Source organism: Rhodococcus cerastii (genome assembly GCF_033042195.1).
In the GTDB taxonomy this organism is placed as follows: domain Bacteria; phylum Actinomycetota; class Actinomycetes; order Mycobacteriales; family Mycobacteriaceae; genus Rhodococcoides.
Genome location: NZ_JAWLKF010000017.1, coordinates 77318 through 94261 on the forward strand (window position 1 = coordinate 77318; position 16944 = coordinate 94261).

Sequence of the window (16944 nt, forward strand, 5' to 3'; positions counted from 1 at the left end):
ACTGCCAGCTTATCGGTAGGCATGTCCGGTTTCGTCGATCCGTGCCCTCAGCGAAGTAGGAACGAGCCCGCAGATGCAGGAAGAGCTGGATTCGATGCGCGACGATACAGCTCTGCGGGTCGGCCGCCGCCTGCGGTCGAGGTTGTGCCTGTCCCTTCGAGCGACCCGATGACGTGACGTCGGAACGTGTCTTTCGGCAGAGCGCGATCGAACACGATCTCGTACACCTCGCGAAGTTCGAGAAGGGTGAACTCCGCGTCCGTCAACAGTGCGGGATCGACCTCACGCGCGTAGCGATCACGGAGGTCGAGAACTGCCTCGGTCACCATGGTGCCGTGGTCGAAGGCCAGTGTCGACACCGGTGCGGAGTCGTCTATCGGCATCGATTCGGTTGTGGGAGCCAATGATCGAGCCGAGATTGCTGCGCCGTGCGCCATCGACAGGACCCAGCCGCGGTCGTCGCGGTCGGGATCGTCGAACATCCTCAGCTGGTGAAAAGTGAGATCGATCAAGTCGGCCTTCGTCCTCAAGGCGCGGTCTGCCGCGTCGGCGAGAGTCTCCGACGTTCGCAGAAAGGTGCCCGGTAGCGCGGGGCCGCGCTCCGACGGCACCACGACGACGTGTAACTGCTGTTCGCGGACGGTCAGTACCGCCACGTCGACTGCCACGGAGGGGCGCGGGTAGTCGGTCAGCGCGTTGCCGTCTCGGTCTCGCCAGGTCATGCGTTGCAGCTTAGCGCAGTAATGATCTATAGTTAGCTCAACATCGATCTAAGGGGTAGGTATGCAGTTGACTGACATTCAGCGCGATCGAGCGCGGGGCGTTCTCCTCGGAACGGCAGTGGGTGACGCCTTGGGCGCGGGCTACGAGTTCGGATACCCCTCACCCGAGACGACGATCGCCATGGTCGGCGGCGGCGCATTCGATTGGGCCCCGGGGGAATGGACCGACGACACCTCGATGGCGCTCTGCGTCGCGCGTGCTCTCGAACAGGGCGGAGACATCGACGACATCGCCGAGAATTTTCGCGCGTGGTTTGTCCAGAACCCTCCGGACGTAGGAAATCAAACGCGCTCCGTGCTCGCGCAGACCACACTCAGCGGCTCAGAGATGACCGCGGCGGCAGCGTCACTGTCGGGTAGAACCGGCGGCAACGGATCGCTCATGCGTACCGCACCCGTCGCCTTGGCCTACCTCGACGATGCGGCCGGATGTCGAGCTGCTGCTGCACGGATCAGTGCCCTCACCCATTTCGACCCGCATGCCGGTGAGGCATGCCAATTATGGACTCACGCAATTCGATACGCGGTTCTTCGCGGTACATACGGCGGGGTGCGTGAATTTCTGGCCGCCGCCGACGCCGACGTCCGTGAGTTCTGGCAGCCCCTGCTCCACCAGGCACAGGAGGGACAGCCGTCCGACTTCCCGAACAACGGCTGGGTGGTCCACGCTCTGCAGACGGCGTGGTGGGCAATCCATCGATCTGCCGACGCGGACCGGCCTCTGCCTGCCGCTCTCGAACTGTGTGTCCGAGCCGGCGGCGATACCGACACCACGGCGGCCATAGCCGGAGGGCTCCTCGGAGCGCGCTGGGGCGCATCGGCGGTGCCGAGCGAATGGCGCGACATCGTCCACGGCTACCCAGGGTTGCGCGCCGACGATCTCGACCGAATCACCTCGAACATCATTGCAGCGAAGGGGAGTTCATGACAATCATCGACGTCGTCCAGGGCGACATCACGGACGTGGCCGCAGACGCGATCGTCAATGCCGCCAATACGCGATTGCTCGGCGGCGGGGGAGTGGACGGTGCCATCCACCGGGCCGGTGGGCCGGACATCCTCGCAGAATGCAAGGCGCTGCGGGCCACCACCCTGCCCCACGGCCTCGACATCGGCGCAGCCGTCGCCACCACCGCGGGACGACTTCGTGCCGGCTGTGTCATCCACACCGTCGGCCCGCGCTACTCCCCGCACGAGGACAGATCGGAGCTGCTGCGACTCTGCTACGCCCGAAGCCTGGCGCTGGCTGCGTCGATGAACCTGAAGTCCATCGCATTTCCCCTGATTTCCGGCGGCTCCTACGGATGGCCGATGCACGATGCAGTCACCCAGCAGGTGGTGGCAGTCAAAGCTGCCCGGCCGTCGGTCGACCTCGTCATGCTGGTCGCCTACTCCCGCGAAGCGGCGAACCTGACGCGGCGGTTGGTGGGGTGACGATCGAGGGCCGCTCGATCAGTAGTGCTCGCGAAAGCCGCCGATCGCGGAAACGGAATTGCCGTCGGGATCGGAGACCGTCGACAGTCTTACTCCCTTGTTCGCGTCCACGATGTTGCCGAAGTCGATGCCGCGGGAACGAGCGGCATCGACGAACAACTCGATGTCTTCGACGGCAACGTTGAACTGCGACGACCCTGCTCGCTCGGGGTCGACCGTCACCTGCACCCATGCAGCGGGGGCGGCCTGCCACTCCACCAGACTCGGCATCGGATTGTTGTCTGCAGGCCGGTCGAACAGCTTCTCGTACCACTCTCGTGCCGAGTCGATATCGTGTACTGCCACCACGGCAAGAACATGTTCGATCATCGCGTTCTCCTTCGTATCGTTCGGTTGCGCAGATATGGACCGGATCCGACGGCCCGACTCATCGCGCAGAATCTGTCGGTGGCTCGAGTAGGGTCGTCACGAACCCGAAATCGGGCATCGATACGAGCAGGCAGGGGACCGCGACGGTGTTGACGCTTCATCGCGCCGAACGCGCCGGAACGCTCGCGGCTGCACTGGCCGACATCCTGTCCGTGCCGTTGGACGATCCGTTCGTGCCCGAGATCGTGTCGGTCCCGGCGAAGGGCGTCGAGCGGTGGCTCACGCAGCGACTGTCGAGCACGCTGGGCGGTTCGGATGGCGACGGCATCGCAGCCAACATCGACTTCCCGAGCCCGACGCGATTGGTCTCGCGCGCCATTGCTGCGGTCGACGACATCGATCCCGACGACGATCCCTGGGCTCCGGGCCGGGTTCTCTGGACCGCGCTGGAGGTGATCGACGAGTGTCGCACCGAAACCTGGGCGTCGGTGCTGTTCAAGCATCTCGGTGCAGGTTCCGAGGATCATCGGGTGGGACGCCGCTGGTCGACGGCATCGCATGTGGCAGAACTGTTCCGCACCTACGGATCTCAACGTCCCCAGATGCTGCGCGACTGGTTCGACGGGCGCTTCACCGACGGCCACGGTGGTGATCTCGACGAGGACCTGCTGTGGCAACCGCGAGTGTGGGCCGCGCTGCGCGAGCGAATTGGCAGCCCGAGCCCAGCCGAGCGCCTGCCGCAGACCTGCGCACGACTCCGGGACGCACCGGAGTCGGTGGACCTACCGAGCCGGTTGTCGGTGTTCGGTCCGACCCGGCTGGCGACCGATCAGCTCGAGATACTGGGTGCGCTGTCGCAGGCTCGCGACGTGCACATCTGGGTTCCGCATCCAAGCCCGTCGATGTGGCGCACCCTCGCCGAGATCCCGGCGGTGACGCGCCGACGAGACGACACGACAGCTCTGGCCGTCGTGCACCCACTGCTGGCCGGCCTGTCGCGAGACGTGCGAGAACTCCAGGCCACCATCGCGTCGGTGGCGACGCACACCGTGCATCACCAGGGACCGGAAGCAGCGAACACCCTGCTCGGTCGAATTCAATCGGACATCACCGCGGATTCGGCTCCTACTCCCGAATTCGACGACGGCAGGACGTTCGCCGACGGATCGGTGCAGATTCACGCGTGTCATGGACCCGCTCGTCAGGTGGAAGTTCTGCGCGAGTCGTTGCTGCATCTGTTCGCCGGCGACCCGACGCTCGAACCACGGGATGTGCTGGTGATGTGTCCGGATGTCGAGACCTACGCGCCGTTGATCCGCGCGAACTTCGGGCAGACGGCACTGGTACATCCCGGACATCGGCTACGGGTGCGGCTGGCCGATCGAGGCCTGCGTCGTACCAACCCCGTCCTCGACGTCATCGCCACGGTGCTGGATTTCTCGGAGGGCCGGGTGACGGCGAGCGAGTTGCTGGACTTCGCCGCCAGTGGTCCGGTGCGCGAGAAGTTCTCGTTCACCGACGACGATCTCGAGCGACTGCGCGAGTGGGTGACGAGCTCCGGTGCCCGCTGGGGATTGACAGTTCGACAACGAGAAGCATACGGCCTGAACGGTTTTCGGCAGAATACCTTCAAGTCGGCGCTCGATCGCATCTTGCTGGGAGTGGCCGCGGACGAGACTCGCAACGAGTATCTCGACCTGGCGCTGCCTCTCGACGATGTCGACAGCAACGACATCACCCTCGCCGGCCGCTTCGCCGAGCTGGTGGACCGGCTCGCGTCGGTGCTCCGGGCACTGGCCGGTCCGGCATCGGTGACCGAGTGGACGCGGCAGCTGGGGCGCGCCCTCGATCTCCTCGCCGACGTGCCAACAGCAGACGAATGGCAACTGGCACAAGCACATCGCGAGATCTCCGACGCCACCGAACACGGCGGCACCGCCGAGCTGCGGCTCGCGGACGTGCGTGCCATGCTGGCCGGAAGACTGGCCGGCCGACCCACCCGAGCGAACTTTCGAACCGGCGAGCTGACCGTGTGCACCATGGTGCCGATGCGCTCGGTGCCGCACCGAGTGGTGGTGCTGCTCGGGCTCGACGACGAGGTGTTCCCCCGAGTGGGCAGTATCGACGGAGACGACATCCTCGCCCGCGATCCGGCCGTCGGCGAACGAGACATTCGCAGCGAGGATCGGCAACTGCTGCTCGACGCAGTGATGTCGGCCGAGGAAAAACTGCTGTTGTTCTACACCGGAGCGGACCCCGTCGACGGGTCGGCCAAGCCACCCGCGATCCCGCTGCGCGAGTTGATGGACGTGCTCGAGGTGACCGCGGGCGGAAGCGTCGAACATCGGCATCCGCTGCAGCCGTTCGACCCACACAATTTCGAAGCCGAACACCCGTTCAGCTTCGACACGGTGGCCCTGGCCGGAGCCGTCTCCCAGCAACGGACGCCCGATCCAGTACCACCGTTTCTGCCCGACGCGCTCCCTCCGGCCGATCGAGGGGACGTCGAACTCGCCGAACTCATCGCCTTCGTCGAGAACCCGGTGCAGGCTTTTCTGCGGCAACGACTCGGCTTCCGCGTTCCCGAGCTCGAGGACGACCTGGCAGACAGCCTGGACATCGAGCTGGATCCGTTGTCCCGGTGGAACATCGGTGATCGGATGCTTGCAGCAGTGCTCGCAGGTGGGGACATCGGAGAATTCGCCGACGCCGAGTGGCGGCGCGGAACCCTTCCGCCGTTTCATCAGGGCCGCCGCGAGATGTCCGACATCCGGCAGATCGTCGGAATCATCGCCGACGCGGCCGCTCCCTTCCACGAGGGTCCGGCCGAGACGATCGACGTCGCGGTCGATCTCGGCGACGGCCGACGCCTGACCGGCACCGTCACTGGGATCCACGGCCGCACGCTGGCACGTTCGTCGTACTCGCGACTGGCCGCCAAGCACCGGCTGGCCGCGTGGGTGCGGTTGCTGGCGGTAGCGGCATCGGAGGCAGGGGACTGGAGCGCCGTCACCATCGGCCGCGCGAGCGGAATGCGCCCGCCTCGTCGCTCTCGGCTGAGCGCCCCGCGGGATCCCGTTGCCGTACTGAAAGATCTGGTGGACTTGCGTGATCGTGGAATGACGTCGCCGCTGCCGATATCGACCGGTACCGCATCGGCGTACGCAGAGAAGCGGTTCGGTGGCGGGTCCATCGAGGACGGCTACGACTCGGCCACGTGGGCTTGGCGGGGCGACTTCGGTGACGGCACCGATCGATCGTTGCGGTACGTCCACGGTTCGGCCTTGTCGTTTCAGGCATTGCTCGCTGCGGCCCCGCTCGACGACGAGACCGAGCCCTCGAACGAGAAGAGCCGCTTCGGGATTCTCGCTCGAAAGCTGTGGGATCCGTTGCTGATCGCCGAGAACATGGGGAACGCATGACCGCCGCCCGCGGATTCGATCTGCTCGGTCCGATGCCGACCGGAACGACCGTCCTCGAAGCCAGCGCCGGGACCGGCAAGACGTACGCGATCGTGGGGTTGGCCGCGCGCTACATCGCCGAAGGGATCGCCGAGATCTCGGACCTGCTTCTGGTGACGTTCAGTCGAGCCGCGACCCAGGAACTCCGCGATCGCACCCGAAGCAGGTTCGCGTCGATCGCCCGGGACCTGGCCGACCCGGACACCGCTCGTGCATCTCGGGATCCACTCGTGGCATTTCTGGCCGCAGTCGACGACGCAGAAGTCGACCGGCGGCGTCGACGGTTGCGTAGGGCACTGTCGGACTTCGACGCCGGCACCATCGTCACCACTCACAGTTTCTGTCAGCGCATGCTCGACGGACTCGGCATCGCAGGCGAGCGCGAACCGGAATCGACGTTTGTCGAATCCGTCTCGGACCTACTCGAACAGGTCGTGGACGATCTGTATCTGCAGATGTTCAGCGGTGACGACGAAGCACCGGCATTCAGCAGGCGGGATGCCCAGCAGTTGGCGTTGTCGGCCGTGGGTGACCAGCAGTCGATTCTGTATCCCGACACCGAGGACTCGGACGACGGCAATCGCGAGCCGGCACTGCGTGTGCGGTTCGCCCGGGAAGCGCGCCGGGAGATCGAACGTCGCAAACGCCTGCTCGGTGTGCGCGATTACAACGATCTTCTGGGACTTCTGCATTCGGTGTTGTCGGACCCCGTCCACGGTGAGGCTGCCTGTGCGCGAGTGCGAGATCGATTCCGCGTCGTGTTGATCGACGAGTTCCAGGACACCGACCCCATGCAGTGGGACATTCTGCGGCGGGCGTTTCACGGCTCCACGACGCTCATCCTCGTCGGCGATCCGAAGCAGGCCATCTACGCGTTTCGCGGAGCCGAGGTACTGAGTTACCTCGACGCCGTGCAGACCGCGGACCACCTCTACGAGCTCACCGCCAACTGGCGTAGTGATTCGGGGTTGCTCGACGCCCTGCACCATCTGTACGGCGGCGCAGCCCTCGGCCACGACGACATCGTGGTGCACCCAGTCGAAGCGCGAAACCCTCTCTCGCGCATGGTCGGACATCCTCCCCTGCGGCTGCGTTACCTACCGCGAACCGGCGCTGGTCCACTGCGGCAAGGCTTTCCGGCAGTCGACCGGCTCCGATCCAGGGTTGCGGCAGACGTTGCGGCGGACATCGTCGAGCTGTTGTCCGGACATGCCGAGCTCGAGCGACCCGACGGCCGCCGGGTGATCGAACCGCGTGACATTGCGGTGTTGACCCGAACGACCAAGCAGGTGGCGTTGATTCGGGACGCACTCGACGCGGTAGGGGTGCCGTCCGTCGTGTCGAGCAGCACCAGTGTGTTCGGTACCGAGAGTGCCCGACATTGGCTGTGGTTGCTGCAGGCGATCGAGCAACCGCATCGCACCGATCGCGTACGTTTGGCCGCCCTGACTCCTCTGCTCGGGTGGACCGCTGCGCAGCTCGACGCCGGGGCCGAGGATGCGCTGTCCCAGGTCAGCAGCCGGCTGCGTGAGTATTCGGTGCTGTTCGACGAGGCCGGGTTCGCGGCAGTCTTCGAGCGGGTGTCGGCGCAGTCCGGACTCGACGCCCGGTTGCTCGCGGTCGAAGCCGGTGAACGCACGATGACCGACCTGCGGCACATCGCCCAATTGCTCAATCGCGCCGCGGTATCCGAGTCCTACGGAATCACCGCCCTCACTCGCTGGCTGACCGACCGAATCAAGGAACCGGCAGCGGGCGGGTCGACCGACCGCAGTCGTCGACTCGACAGTGATTCCGCCGCAGTGCAGATCATGACGACACACGGCAGCAAAGGGCTCGAATTTCCGGTCGTCTACCTGCCCTACGCGTGGGACACGTTGTACTTCAGCAAGCCGTCGACGCTGTTGCTGCACGAGAACGGCACGCGAATCCGAGACGTCGGCGGACCGTCCGGAACGGGCTACGCGGCCAGGAAGATCCTCAACGACCAGGAGGAAGCAGGCGAGGAACTGCGACTGCTCTACGTCGGCCTCACCCGCGCCGAGAGTCGGATCGTGCTGTGGTGGGCCCCGGGCCGAAACACCGCGACGTCCTCGCTGCACCGCATGCTGTTCGGACGCATCCCCGGAATTGCTCTGCCGGAGCCGTCGTACAAGGTTCTCGACGACGCGACGACGGCGAACCGGCTCCAATCCTGGGTCGGGTCGGCAGCAGGCCTCATCTCGGTCGAACCGGTGGGGCCCGGCGAGCCGTCCACCGCACATTGGATTCGTCCCGAGCAACCGCACCTCGCCGTCGCTGCCGCACGATTCGATCGAACCCTCGACCTCCTGTGGCGTCGGACGTCGTACTCCGCGTTGACAGCTCACGCTCACGACGCCGCGCCCGCCCAGCCCGAGGTAGGAGTGACCAGCGAGACCGAGCACCCCGAGAAGACGGACGAGCCCGCCGACACGGCCGTGGGCAGCGAATACCCGGGAAGCGAGCACATCGACGAACAGCTGGACGGAATCGCGTCACCGATGAACGGCATGCCTGCCGGCGCGGCGTTCGGAACGCTCGTCCACGAGGCACTCGAACACGTCGACACGTCCGCACCCGATCTGCTCGCGGAACTCGAACGTCGCTGCGCTGCGGCGGTGGCGTCGCGAATGGCGGAGGTCGATCCGGTGGCGTTGGCCCAAGCCCTTCTGCCGGTGATGCAGACACCGTTGGGATTCGGGACGCTCGCCGACGTAGCGCCGTCCGACCATCTGGCCGAACTCGACTTCGAGCTGCCCTTGGCCGGCGGAGACGATCCGGTGGCGAACACGGTCACGTTGAAGTCCGTCGCGCGCCTGTTGCGTCATCACCTCGATCCGGCGGACGTGCTCGCGTCCTACGCGGATCTGCTCGACGGTCTCGAGTCGACACCACTTCGCGGCTTTCTCACCGGAAGTATCGACTCGGTTCTGCGCGTGGCAGGACCGCGGTACGTCGTGGTGGACTACAAGACGAATCGAATCGCCAGAGGCGATCTGACCACCGGCAACTTCACGCGCGAGAAGATGGCCGAGGAAATGATCCGCTCGCACTACCCGCTGCAGGCAATTCTGTATGCCGTTGCGCTGCATCGATATCTGCGCTGGCGTCAATCGAACTACGACCCGCAACTGCACCTCGGCGGAATCCGATACCTGTTCGTGCGGGGCATGGTCGGACCGCAGACCCCCGCCGGGTGTGGGGTGTTCGATTGGGATCCACCAGCCGCGCTGGTGATCGAGCTGTCCGACCTGCTCGCTGGGAAGGTGACCCGATGACCGGCGTCTCGATTGCGCTGCGCGGCAGTGGAATCCTGCGCACCTTCAACGACGTGGGTGTGCTGTCGGCATCCGACGTGCACGTGGCGCTGCGCCTCGGTGCCCTGGCCGGTGAGTCGTCGGAGAACGTACTGCTCGCCACTGCTCTGACCGTGCGCTCGGTGCGATCGGGCTCGGTGTGCCTGGATCTGCGACGACTGCGGGACGTCACCGTCGACGAGGACTCGGACGTCGATCCGAGCGCACTCCCGTGGCCGGAGCTCGACGACGTGCTGCGAGCACTGAGGGTGAGTCCACTGGTGGTCGGGAGCCCGAATGGACCGTTGCGGCCGCTGAAACTGGTCGACACCGATCAGGGTGAGCTGCTGTACCTGGACCGATATCATCTGCAGGAGAGCACCGTTCGAGATCTGCTCGACGCGCGTTCGCGATCCCATCCCGCCGCCGATGCCGTCGAGATCGGCGACGCGCTGGCCACGCTGTTCGTGGACGAATCGGGCGCGCCGACGGCCGCTCCCGATCGACAGCGAATAGCGGCAGCTCTGGCGGCGACGCAATGGACGACGGTCATCGCCGGCGGCCCTGGAACCGGAAAGACCCACACCGTAGCGAGAATTCTGGCGCTTCTCGTTCGCGAGCACGGAAGCGATCTGCGCATCGGATTGGCCGCACCCACCGGCAAGGCCGCAGCCCGGTTGCAGGAGTCCGTGTCCGAACAAGCCGGTCTCCTCGGGCTTCCGGCAGATCTGAAAGCGATGACGCTGCACCGACTTCTGGGATGGAAGCCCGGCAGCAAGACGAGGTTTCGGCACGACGCCGAGAACCGGCTGCCGTACGACGTCATCGTCGTCGACGAAACCTCGATGGTGTCTCTGACGATGATGTGTCGGCTGCTCGAAGCCGTGCGTCCGGAGTCCCGGTTGATTCTCGTCGGCGACCCGGATCAGCTGACGTCGGTCGACGCAGGTGCGGTGCTAGCAGATCTGGTTGCCAGGCCGGTGACCGGAATCGAGAACCCGGTTCTGGCGCAGCTCGTCGACGCGGACTTCGCTGCCGCCGAGGATCCCGCGGAAGCCGCTCTGAGCGCGTTCGAGCGAGACCGACTGCGCGGCGGCGTCGTTCGGCTCAGTCGTGGCCGACGGTTCGGCGGAGCCATCGCTCGCTTGGCCGTGGCCGTGCGAGACGGCCGGGGCGACGATGTCATGGCGCTGCTCGAGTCCGGCGCGGAGGAGATTTCGTTTCATGGCCCCGACGACGTCGACGCGCTGCGCTCCGACGTGATCGACACCGCCGCCGAGGTCACCGACGCCGCCGTACGAGGGGATGCCACCGCAGCACTGCTCGGGCTCGAGAAACATCGCCTCCTGTGCGCTCACCGCGAGGGTCGATGGGGGGTCTCGCGGTGGGACCGGCAGGCGATGGAGTGGGTAGGAGAAGGAAGCGGTACGTTTCTCGATCCCTCGCTTTGGTACCCCGGTCAGCCGTTGTTGGTGACGGCCAACGACCACGAGGCAAGGATCTACAACGGGGACACCGGCGTTGTGGTGTTGGGAGACAACGGAACTCCGATGGCAGCGTTCGCCCGAGGTCGTGGTCACGTGTTGATCCACCCGAATGTGCTCTCCTCGGTACACACCGTGTACGCAATGACGATCCACCGCAGCCAAGGCAGTCAGTACGACACGGTCTCGGTTCTGTTGCCCGCCGAGGCGTCGACACTGTTGACCCGAGAGCTGTTGTACACCGCCATCACCCGCGCGCGATCGCACGTACGAGTGATCGGTACCGAAGAGGCCATCCGAGCGGGCGTCGAACGTCAGGTGCTGCGAGCGAGCGGCCTGCGCCGAAAGATCCTGTAGTTCGTCGGATCCTCGTCGTCACCGGCACGCGTGTCGGTCTGCCCTCGTCACCGCGTCCATGCTGTGTGCGACCAGGAGCCAGGTGCGGGCAAGGTTCTTCCACACCGCGACCGAGTTCTTCCCATTCGTGTCGTCGGGGCGAGCGCGAACAGCGGCCGATCGATGCAGCGACAGTGCCCGCGCTGTCAACGCGTCGATATCGCCGTCGGCGCACACCGATCGAACGGTGTGCGCGTCGACGCGCCGACCGATCAACTGGCACAGCGCCTGAAGTGACCTCAGCTCGGCAGGAACGTCGTCGGATGTCTCCGAGGGACTCTCGGTCGCTGCGCCGGTCGTGCGACCGACGGACCCGCGTTGCAGGTCGACCGGCCCCGACGATGCTCCGTCGGCCGCCACGCTCCATACGCTCAGGAACGACGGATGTGGGACGTTCCAGATCTCGCGGAACGCGCGCGTGATCATCTCCGCGACGAGCGCAGCATCGGCTCGGGTGTCGGTTCGCGTGAGATCGATGATCGACCCGTCTGCGACCGGCTTGCCTCGATCCAGCCAACCGCAATCGAGGAGCTGCATATCCATTGCCGTTGCGTCCGGGGCATCCGGGTACAGCAGGGACGGCAGCGCTGCCACCGACACCAGCACGCCGCTGTCCGTCGCCGCCACGTCGATGTACGGGCGCAACCCACGCTCGCCGGGGCTCGCCTGAGCGGCGGACACCGTGATGTAATCGCGCCGCGGCAAGGTCCGAAGACGCGCATGCAGGTTTTCGGTGAATGTGGCCCACGCGAGCGCGGTGGTGGAGTCGAAATGGCCGTTCTGCAGTGCGGTCACGGTGCGAACCCTCTTCTCGGACGAGAACTGATGCCTGTACTCGAGACCGTAACGAGGGGGTCCGACAAGAAACCGCGTCAGTACACGTCGCGCAGGTAGCGCTTCGATTGCTTGAGCTCGTTGACATAGTCCTCGGCGGCATCGGGGGAGCGGCCGCCGTGTTCGGCGACGATCTCGTGCAATGCCTCGTCGACGCCCTTGGCCATGCGCGTCGCATCGCCGCACACATAGAGGTGCGCGCCCGCTTCGAGCCACCCGTACAGCTGCTTTCCCGCCTCACACATGCGGTGCTGTACGTAGATCTTCTCGTGCTGGTCGCGAGAGAAGGCCAGATCGAGTCGCGTCAGCAGACCGCTGCGCTCGAAATCGGCGAGTTCGTCCTCGTAGAGGAAGTCGCTCGATCGATGCTGATCGCCGAAGAACAGCCAGTTCTCGCCTGCAGCGCCGCGGGCGCGACGTTCGTGCAGAAACGCGCGGAACGGTGCCACTCCGGTTCCCGGCCCGATCATGATGATCGGGGTGTCGTCGGACGGGAGGCGGAACGACTTGTTGGCGGACAGGAACACTCCCGCCTGATGTCCGTCCCCGATGCGATCGGCCAGATACGTCGAGCAGACGCCGCCTCGATCACGCTCGGCCGACCGGTATCGGACCGTGGACACGGTCAGATGAACGGTGCCCTCGTGCGCGATCGGCGACGAGGAAATCGAGTAGACCCGGTGCTGCAGAGGACGCAGCAAACCGAGGAACTCGGCCGGATCGAACGTCCCCGACCGATCGAGATCGAGAACGTCCACGACATCGCGACCCCAGGTCCAGGCGTCGAACGATGCGCGGTCACCGTTCTGCAGAACGTGATCGAGCTCGGCGTCACCGGCCCGTTCGGCGACGGCCTCGATCAGATCCATGGACGGGATGCCGATTTCGTACTCCGTCGTCAGCGCCTGTGCGAGGGTGATCTCGCCGGATTTCGTGTGGACGGCCGTGTCTGCCTGCACTCCGAGGCGGTCGACGACGGCGGAGACCAATGCTGCGTCGTTGACGGGTTTGACGCCGAACCCGTCGCCGGCCTCGTAGACGATGCCGCTCTCGCCCAGCGCTATCTCGAAGTGTCGAACTTCTTTTGCGGATGTCGGACCGGACAGGCGACTGTTGCTCAGAACCTGCGCGCGGTAAGGATTCTTCCGATTCCACGGTGAGCGCTTCGATGCGGTCTTGGTGGCGCCGAGATCGCCGATTCGAGCGTCGATGTCCTGTACCTGCCTTGCATTTGTCGTCACGATGCGTCGAGCGAAAGGTCGACTGTTCGAAGACTAATCGTGCGCAGTCACTCGCGGTGCAGGACGTCTACTCCGTCGACGGAGAAGACGACGTCGTATCCGCTCGCCAGCGCCCGGCTGATCGCCTGACGATCACCGGTCTCGTCCGTCGGCCAACCCGCCGGCCGTTCGCGGTTCACGACGATCCAATCCGGGACGGTCGAATCGGTCGTGCGCTGCGGAAAGACCGACACGTCGTGGTCGGCGACGAGTTGGGCCACCAGATTGTTCGACGCCGCAACTCGATCATCGGCAGGAATCCACTCGGAGATTTCTCGGACGGTCTCGGCTTGCGGATCGATCGTCCATTCCTGGGCGTGCACCACGCGTGACATGGGCAGGAACGGCAATGCGACGACCGTGAACGCGGCTACGAACGCAACGATGTAGTGCCGGCCGCGTTCGCTGAGCTGACCGTGCCGGTGGCTGCGCGCGAACGCGTCGAGCAAGGCGACGAACACGATGACCATGAGGATCGCGTTGTAGTGATAGATCGGCTTCCAGAAGTTCGTGTTGTCACTGAGAAAACGCCATGCCACCGTCGGGACCGCGATCAGCAGTAGCGGAGAGCGCAGAGCGAAGAAGCCGGTGACCGCAAGCAGCAGAAACGCCGTGGCCGCCCGCGAATCGCCGACAACCAGACCGTGCGCTGTATCGGCGATGCCCTCGCCCAGCGGAGGCAGTTTCGAGCCTTGGTCGTACGAGTTGTCGTTGCTCAGGGCCGGAACGATCACCTTGACCGCGAGCACCATCCAGGTCAGTCCCCAGACGGCCGTCAGCGCACCGAGGATGCGGGTTCGTCCGGTTGTCCACAGCGCCACCAACGCCCCGACGACGATCACTGTCAGACCCATGTCCTCTTTCACGAAGACCAGCGGCAGTGCCCAGGCCAAGGCCGGCAGCCAGCGCTGCCGAACCAGTGCGACCATCGACATGGCCAGCAGCGGCATCGCGAAGGCCACCTCGTGAAAGTCGAAGTTCAGCGCAGCCTGGACGCCCCAGGACAGTCCGAACGCCGCGGCGATCACGATGCCGACGATCGTGCCGAACTTCTGTACCGCCAGTCGGCTGATCGGAATCACGGCGAGTGCGAACAAGACCGCTTGCGCGATCAGCAACGTCTCCGCGTGCGGGAACACCCGATAGACAGGCCCCAACAACGCGGTGATGGGCGAGAAGTGGTCACCCAGCGTGTTGTAGCCGGTGCCGAGCAGGTCGGATGTCGGTGCCTGGAACTGCGAGTACGACGCGATCTGCTGAACGAATATGCCCAGGTCGAATCCGGAGGTGCGGAGCTGGCGATGGCCGAGGACGGACATCACCGCGTACAGGGTCGCCAGCACGGCGAACGAGACGGCCGGCACCAGTGTCTCGGCGGAACGGAGTTTCGCGCGCCGGTCTGTGGTCCCTGTTTCGTCGGTCGCTGTGTCGACACTGTCGGCATCGGTGACGACCGTGGAATTCTCGGTAGTGGTCACGAGAAGGCATGTCTACCGGACCGACGTGAGACGTTCCTGAGAACCGCCGGTCAGCGCTTGCGTTTTTTCGCAGGCTTGCGTCGGGGCGGCTGCGAGGTGAGGTGATAGTAGAGCGCATCCTCGGAGTCTTCGACCACCACATCGATGAAGTCGCCCACTTCGAGGTAATCGTTGACGGCAATTCTGTCGGTCGAGCCGATGACTGCTTTCACCGATCGGGCGGGAACGAGGCCTCTACGGCCGTCCGGTCCCACGGCTAGTGCATAACGTGGGCCGGTGCGGGTGACCCTGGCACTGATGAAGTCCGGATCCTTCGGAATCGGGTCGGCCGCGAGCACGCCGCCGTCCTTGGACGCGGCCGTCAACGAGTCGAGCTGCGCGGCCAGATCGTCGGCCATCGCATCCACCTGATCGAGCAGGTGGGCCATGTGCGCGGCGTAGTCGGTGTGCTTCTTGGTCGGCTTGAGTGCCTCACCGGGCTTGTACATGTCCTCGTGGGTCAGCTCGCCCCAGGCGTCCTGCAGGCGCGTCTTGACCTGGACTTCCACCTTGACATCGAGATCGCCCTGGTGAGTGGCAACTCGAACGACCAGAACGGCGTGATACGCGCGGTAGCCGCTCGGCTTGGGAAAAGCGACGTAGTCGGTGGGTGGTTGCGCGAACCGCACGGAGCATTCCGGGTCGTTGCACGCACGCTCGAGCGCAGCGACGAACGTCAGCTGATCGCGCGGGGTCTTGCACAGCACCTTGACGCCGACGAGATCGGGCAACGCCTCGGCGACGGCATCGGCGTCGGTCGGTTCGGTGATGCGGCCCTCGGAGAGATACCGGCGCAGTTTGTCGGCCGATCTGCCCGGGTCCTTGATGCGTGCCATCTGCGCGTTCAATCGGTCTCGATCGACGTCCTCGAGAATCTCGTCGGCGATGGTCTCGAGGAAATTCTGCGCGGTGACGAGAGCGGCTTCCCACGCTCGACGACGCTGCAGGTACAGCTCTTCGACCAAGTCGTCGATACTCGTTGCCGATGTCACGATGCCGAGGTTAACGCAGAAGTGTCGCCGATCCTTTCGGCGGCGCGCATTCGAGCTGTGGTGCGACGGTGTCCGGTTTACGCTCTACCGCATGACCGTGGCCTCGGAACAGAAGGACGACTTCGTCGAGCAGTTCGATCCCTTTCGCCGTGAGTTGCTCGCACACTGCTATCGCATGACCGGGTCGATCCACGACGCCGAGGACCTGTTGCAGGAGACGTACATTCGAGCGTGGCGGGGGTACGCCAACTACGAGGGCCGTTCGTCCCTGCGCACGTGGCTGTACCGCATCGCAACCAACACCTGTCTCACCGCGCTGGAGGGTCGGGCGAAGCGTCCTCTGCCGACCGGCTTGGGTGCACCGAGTTCCGGACCCACCGACGAACTCGTGCAGAACAACGAGATTCCGTGGCTCGAGCCGATCGCCGATTCCGATCTGGCGGATGCAACTGATCCCGCCTCCATCGTGGTGGCCAAGGAATCCGTGCGGCTCGCCTTCGTCGCCTCCCTGCAACATCTGTCGTCGCGGCAACGCGCGGTGCTGCTGATGCGCGAAGTGTTGCAGTGGAAAGCGTCGGAAGTTGCCGAAGTTCTCGCCACGACGACGACCGCCGTCAACAGCCTCCTGCAGCGAGCACGGGAGCGCCTGGACGAGATCGCGCCCGAGCTCGACAACGTCGAGCCCATCGAATCCGCGGAATTACAGAAACTTCTCAGCCAGTACGTGGAGTGTTTCGAGAGCTACGACATCGACCGACTGGTCACATTGTTCACCTCGGACGCGGTGTGGGAAATGCCGCCGTTCGTCGGGTGGTACCAGGGTGGCGAGACGATCGGATCGCTCATTCGAAACAATTGCCCTGCAAACGGGGCGGGGGATATGCGGATGGTGTCGACCTCTGCCAACGGTCAACCTGCGTACGGGCTCTACATGCTGAGTGAGGGCGGTGTGCACCGGCCGTTCCAGCTGCATGTTCTCGATGTCGATGCCAGAGGGGTCGGGCACGTGGCCTGCTTCTTCGATCTGAGTCTGTTCGATCGCTTCGGTTTACCCGACCGCCTCTAGGCACAAGGTCGG

Annotated in this window: 11 protein-coding genes and 1 pseudogene; 6 read left to right on the top strand and 6 right to left on the bottom strand. The window is 65.1% G+C overall.

Annotated features, from left to right (window positions below; translation table 11 throughout):
• Positions 1 to 47 precede the first annotated feature (47 nt).
• Complete coding sequence (locus tag R3P93_RS22205; protein ID WP_317534109.1) at positions 48 to 722, bottom strand: NrtR DNA-binding winged helix domain-containing protein; 675 nt, start codon at positions 720 to 722, stop codon at positions 48 to 50.
• A 61-nt stretch (positions 723 to 783) separates the two neighbouring features.
• On the opposite strand from R3P93_RS22205, the gene R3P93_RS22210 reads away from it, so the two are divergent.
• Together R3P93_RS22210 and R3P93_RS22215 are read left to right on the top strand one after the other, a co-directional pair.
• The gene (locus tag R3P93_RS22210) at positions 784 to 1710 is read left to right on the top strand and encodes an ADP-ribosylglycohydrolase family protein (protein ID WP_317534110.1); all 927 of its coding nucleotides are present in this window, start codon (positions 784 to 786) and stop codon (positions 1708 to 1710) included.
• A complete protein-coding gene (locus tag R3P93_RS22215) occupies positions 1707 to 2216 on the top strand; it encodes an O-acetyl-ADP-ribose deacetylase (protein ID WP_317534111.1) in 510 nt (169 codons plus the stop codon). The genes R3P93_RS22210 and R3P93_RS22215 overlap by 4 nt, the downstream gene beginning before the upstream one ends.
• An 18-nt stretch (positions 2217 to 2234) precedes the next feature.
• On the opposite strand, the gene R3P93_RS22220 is transcribed toward R3P93_RS22215, so the two are convergent.
• On the bottom strand, positions 2235 to 2585 hold the full coding sequence (locus R3P93_RS22220; protein ID WP_068050895.1) for a VOC family protein: 351 nt from the start codon (positions 2583 to 2585) through the stop codon (positions 2235 to 2237).
• A gap of 146 nt (positions 2586 to 2731) precedes the next feature.
• Here R3P93_RS22220 and recC point away from each other — a divergent pair, with 146 nt between their 5' ends.
• From recC to recD, 3 genes are read left to right on the top strand one after another with little or no spacing between them, the layout of a single operon-like run.
• Positions 2732 to 6007, top strand: coding sequence for an exodeoxyribonuclease V subunit gamma (gene recC / locus R3P93_RS22225; RefSeq protein WP_094688302.1), 3276 nt, complete (start codon positions 2732 to 2734; stop codon positions 6005 to 6007).
• Positions 6004 to 9345, top strand: a complete 3342-nt coding sequence (locus tag R3P93_RS22230; RefSeq protein ID WP_317534112.1) for a UvrD-helicase domain-containing protein — start codon at positions 6004 to 6006, stop codon at positions 9343 to 9345. The genes recC and R3P93_RS22230 overlap by 4 nt, the downstream gene beginning before the upstream one ends.
• A complete protein-coding gene (recD, locus tag R3P93_RS22235) occupies positions 9342 to 11204 on the top strand; it encodes an exodeoxyribonuclease V subunit alpha (protein WP_317534113.1) in 1863 nt (620 codons plus the stop codon). Before R3P93_RS22230 ends, recD begins: the two co-directional genes overlap by 4 nt.
• Positions 11205 to 11222: 18 nt before the next feature.
• On the opposite strand, the gene R3P93_RS22240 is transcribed toward recD, so the two are convergent.
• The 4 genes and pseudogenes from R3P93_RS22240 to R3P93_RS22255 form a co-directional block, all read right to left on the bottom strand.
• Entirely contained in the window at positions 11223 to 12038 is an 816-nt protein-coding gene (locus R3P93_RS22240) for a TY-Chap domain-containing protein (protein ID WP_317534114.1), read from the bottom strand.
• 77 nt (positions 12039 to 12115) lie between these two features.
• Positions 12116 to 13258, bottom strand: a pseudogene (locus tag R3P93_RS22245) (sulfite reductase subunit alpha); the annotation flags it as partial.
• Positions 13259 to 13365: 107 nt separating this feature from the next.
• On the bottom strand, positions 13366 to 14835 hold the full coding sequence (locus tag R3P93_RS22250; RefSeq protein ID WP_317534115.1) for a DUF2079 domain-containing protein: 1470 nt from the start codon (positions 14833 to 14835) through the stop codon (positions 13366 to 13368).
• 50 nt (positions 14836 to 14885) lie between these two features.
• Positions 14886 to 15866, bottom strand: coding sequence for a GTP pyrophosphokinase (locus R3P93_RS22255; RefSeq protein WP_094640016.1), 981 nt, complete (start codon positions 15864 to 15866; stop codon positions 14886 to 14888).
• A 91-nt stretch (positions 15867 to 15957) separates the two neighbouring features.
• Between R3P93_RS22255 and R3P93_RS22260 the strand changes: the two genes are divergently transcribed.
• The gene (locus R3P93_RS22260; RefSeq protein ID WP_317534116.1) at positions 15958 to 16932 is read left to right on the top strand and encodes a sigma-70 family RNA polymerase sigma factor; all 975 of its coding nucleotides are present in this window, start codon (positions 15958 to 15960) and stop codon (positions 16930 to 16932) included.
• The last annotated feature ends 12 nt before the right edge of the window (positions 16933 to 16944 follow it).

Excerpts from the sequence above, each read along its gene's own strand:
- R3P93_RS22260 (WP_317534116.1), top strand. The coding sequence starts at position 15,958 with ATGACCGTGGCCTCGGAACAGAAGGACGACTTCGTCGAGCAGTTCGAT.
- R3P93_RS22230 (WP_317534112.1), top strand. The coding sequence starts at position 6,004 with ATGACCGCCGCCCGCGGATTCGATCTGCTCGGTCCGATGCCGACCGGA.
- R3P93_RS22220 (WP_068050895.1), bottom strand. The coding sequence starts at position 2,585 with ATGATCGAACATGTTCTTGCCGTGGTGGCAGTACACGATATCGACTCG.
- recD (WP_317534113.1), top strand. The coding sequence starts at position 9,342 with ATGACCGGCGTCTCGATTGCGCTGCGCGGCAGTGGAATCCTGCGCACC.
- R3P93_RS22205 (WP_317534109.1), bottom strand. The coding sequence starts at position 722 with ATGACCTGGCGAGACCGAGACGGCAACGCGCTGACCGACTACCCGCGC.
- R3P93_RS22210 (WP_317534110.1), top strand. The coding sequence starts at position 784 with ATGCAGTTGACTGACATTCAGCGCGATCGAGCGCGGGGCGTTCTCCTC.
- R3P93_RS22215 (WP_317534111.1), top strand. The coding sequence starts at position 1,707 with ATGACAATCATCGACGTCGTCCAGGGCGACATCACGGACGTGGCCGCA.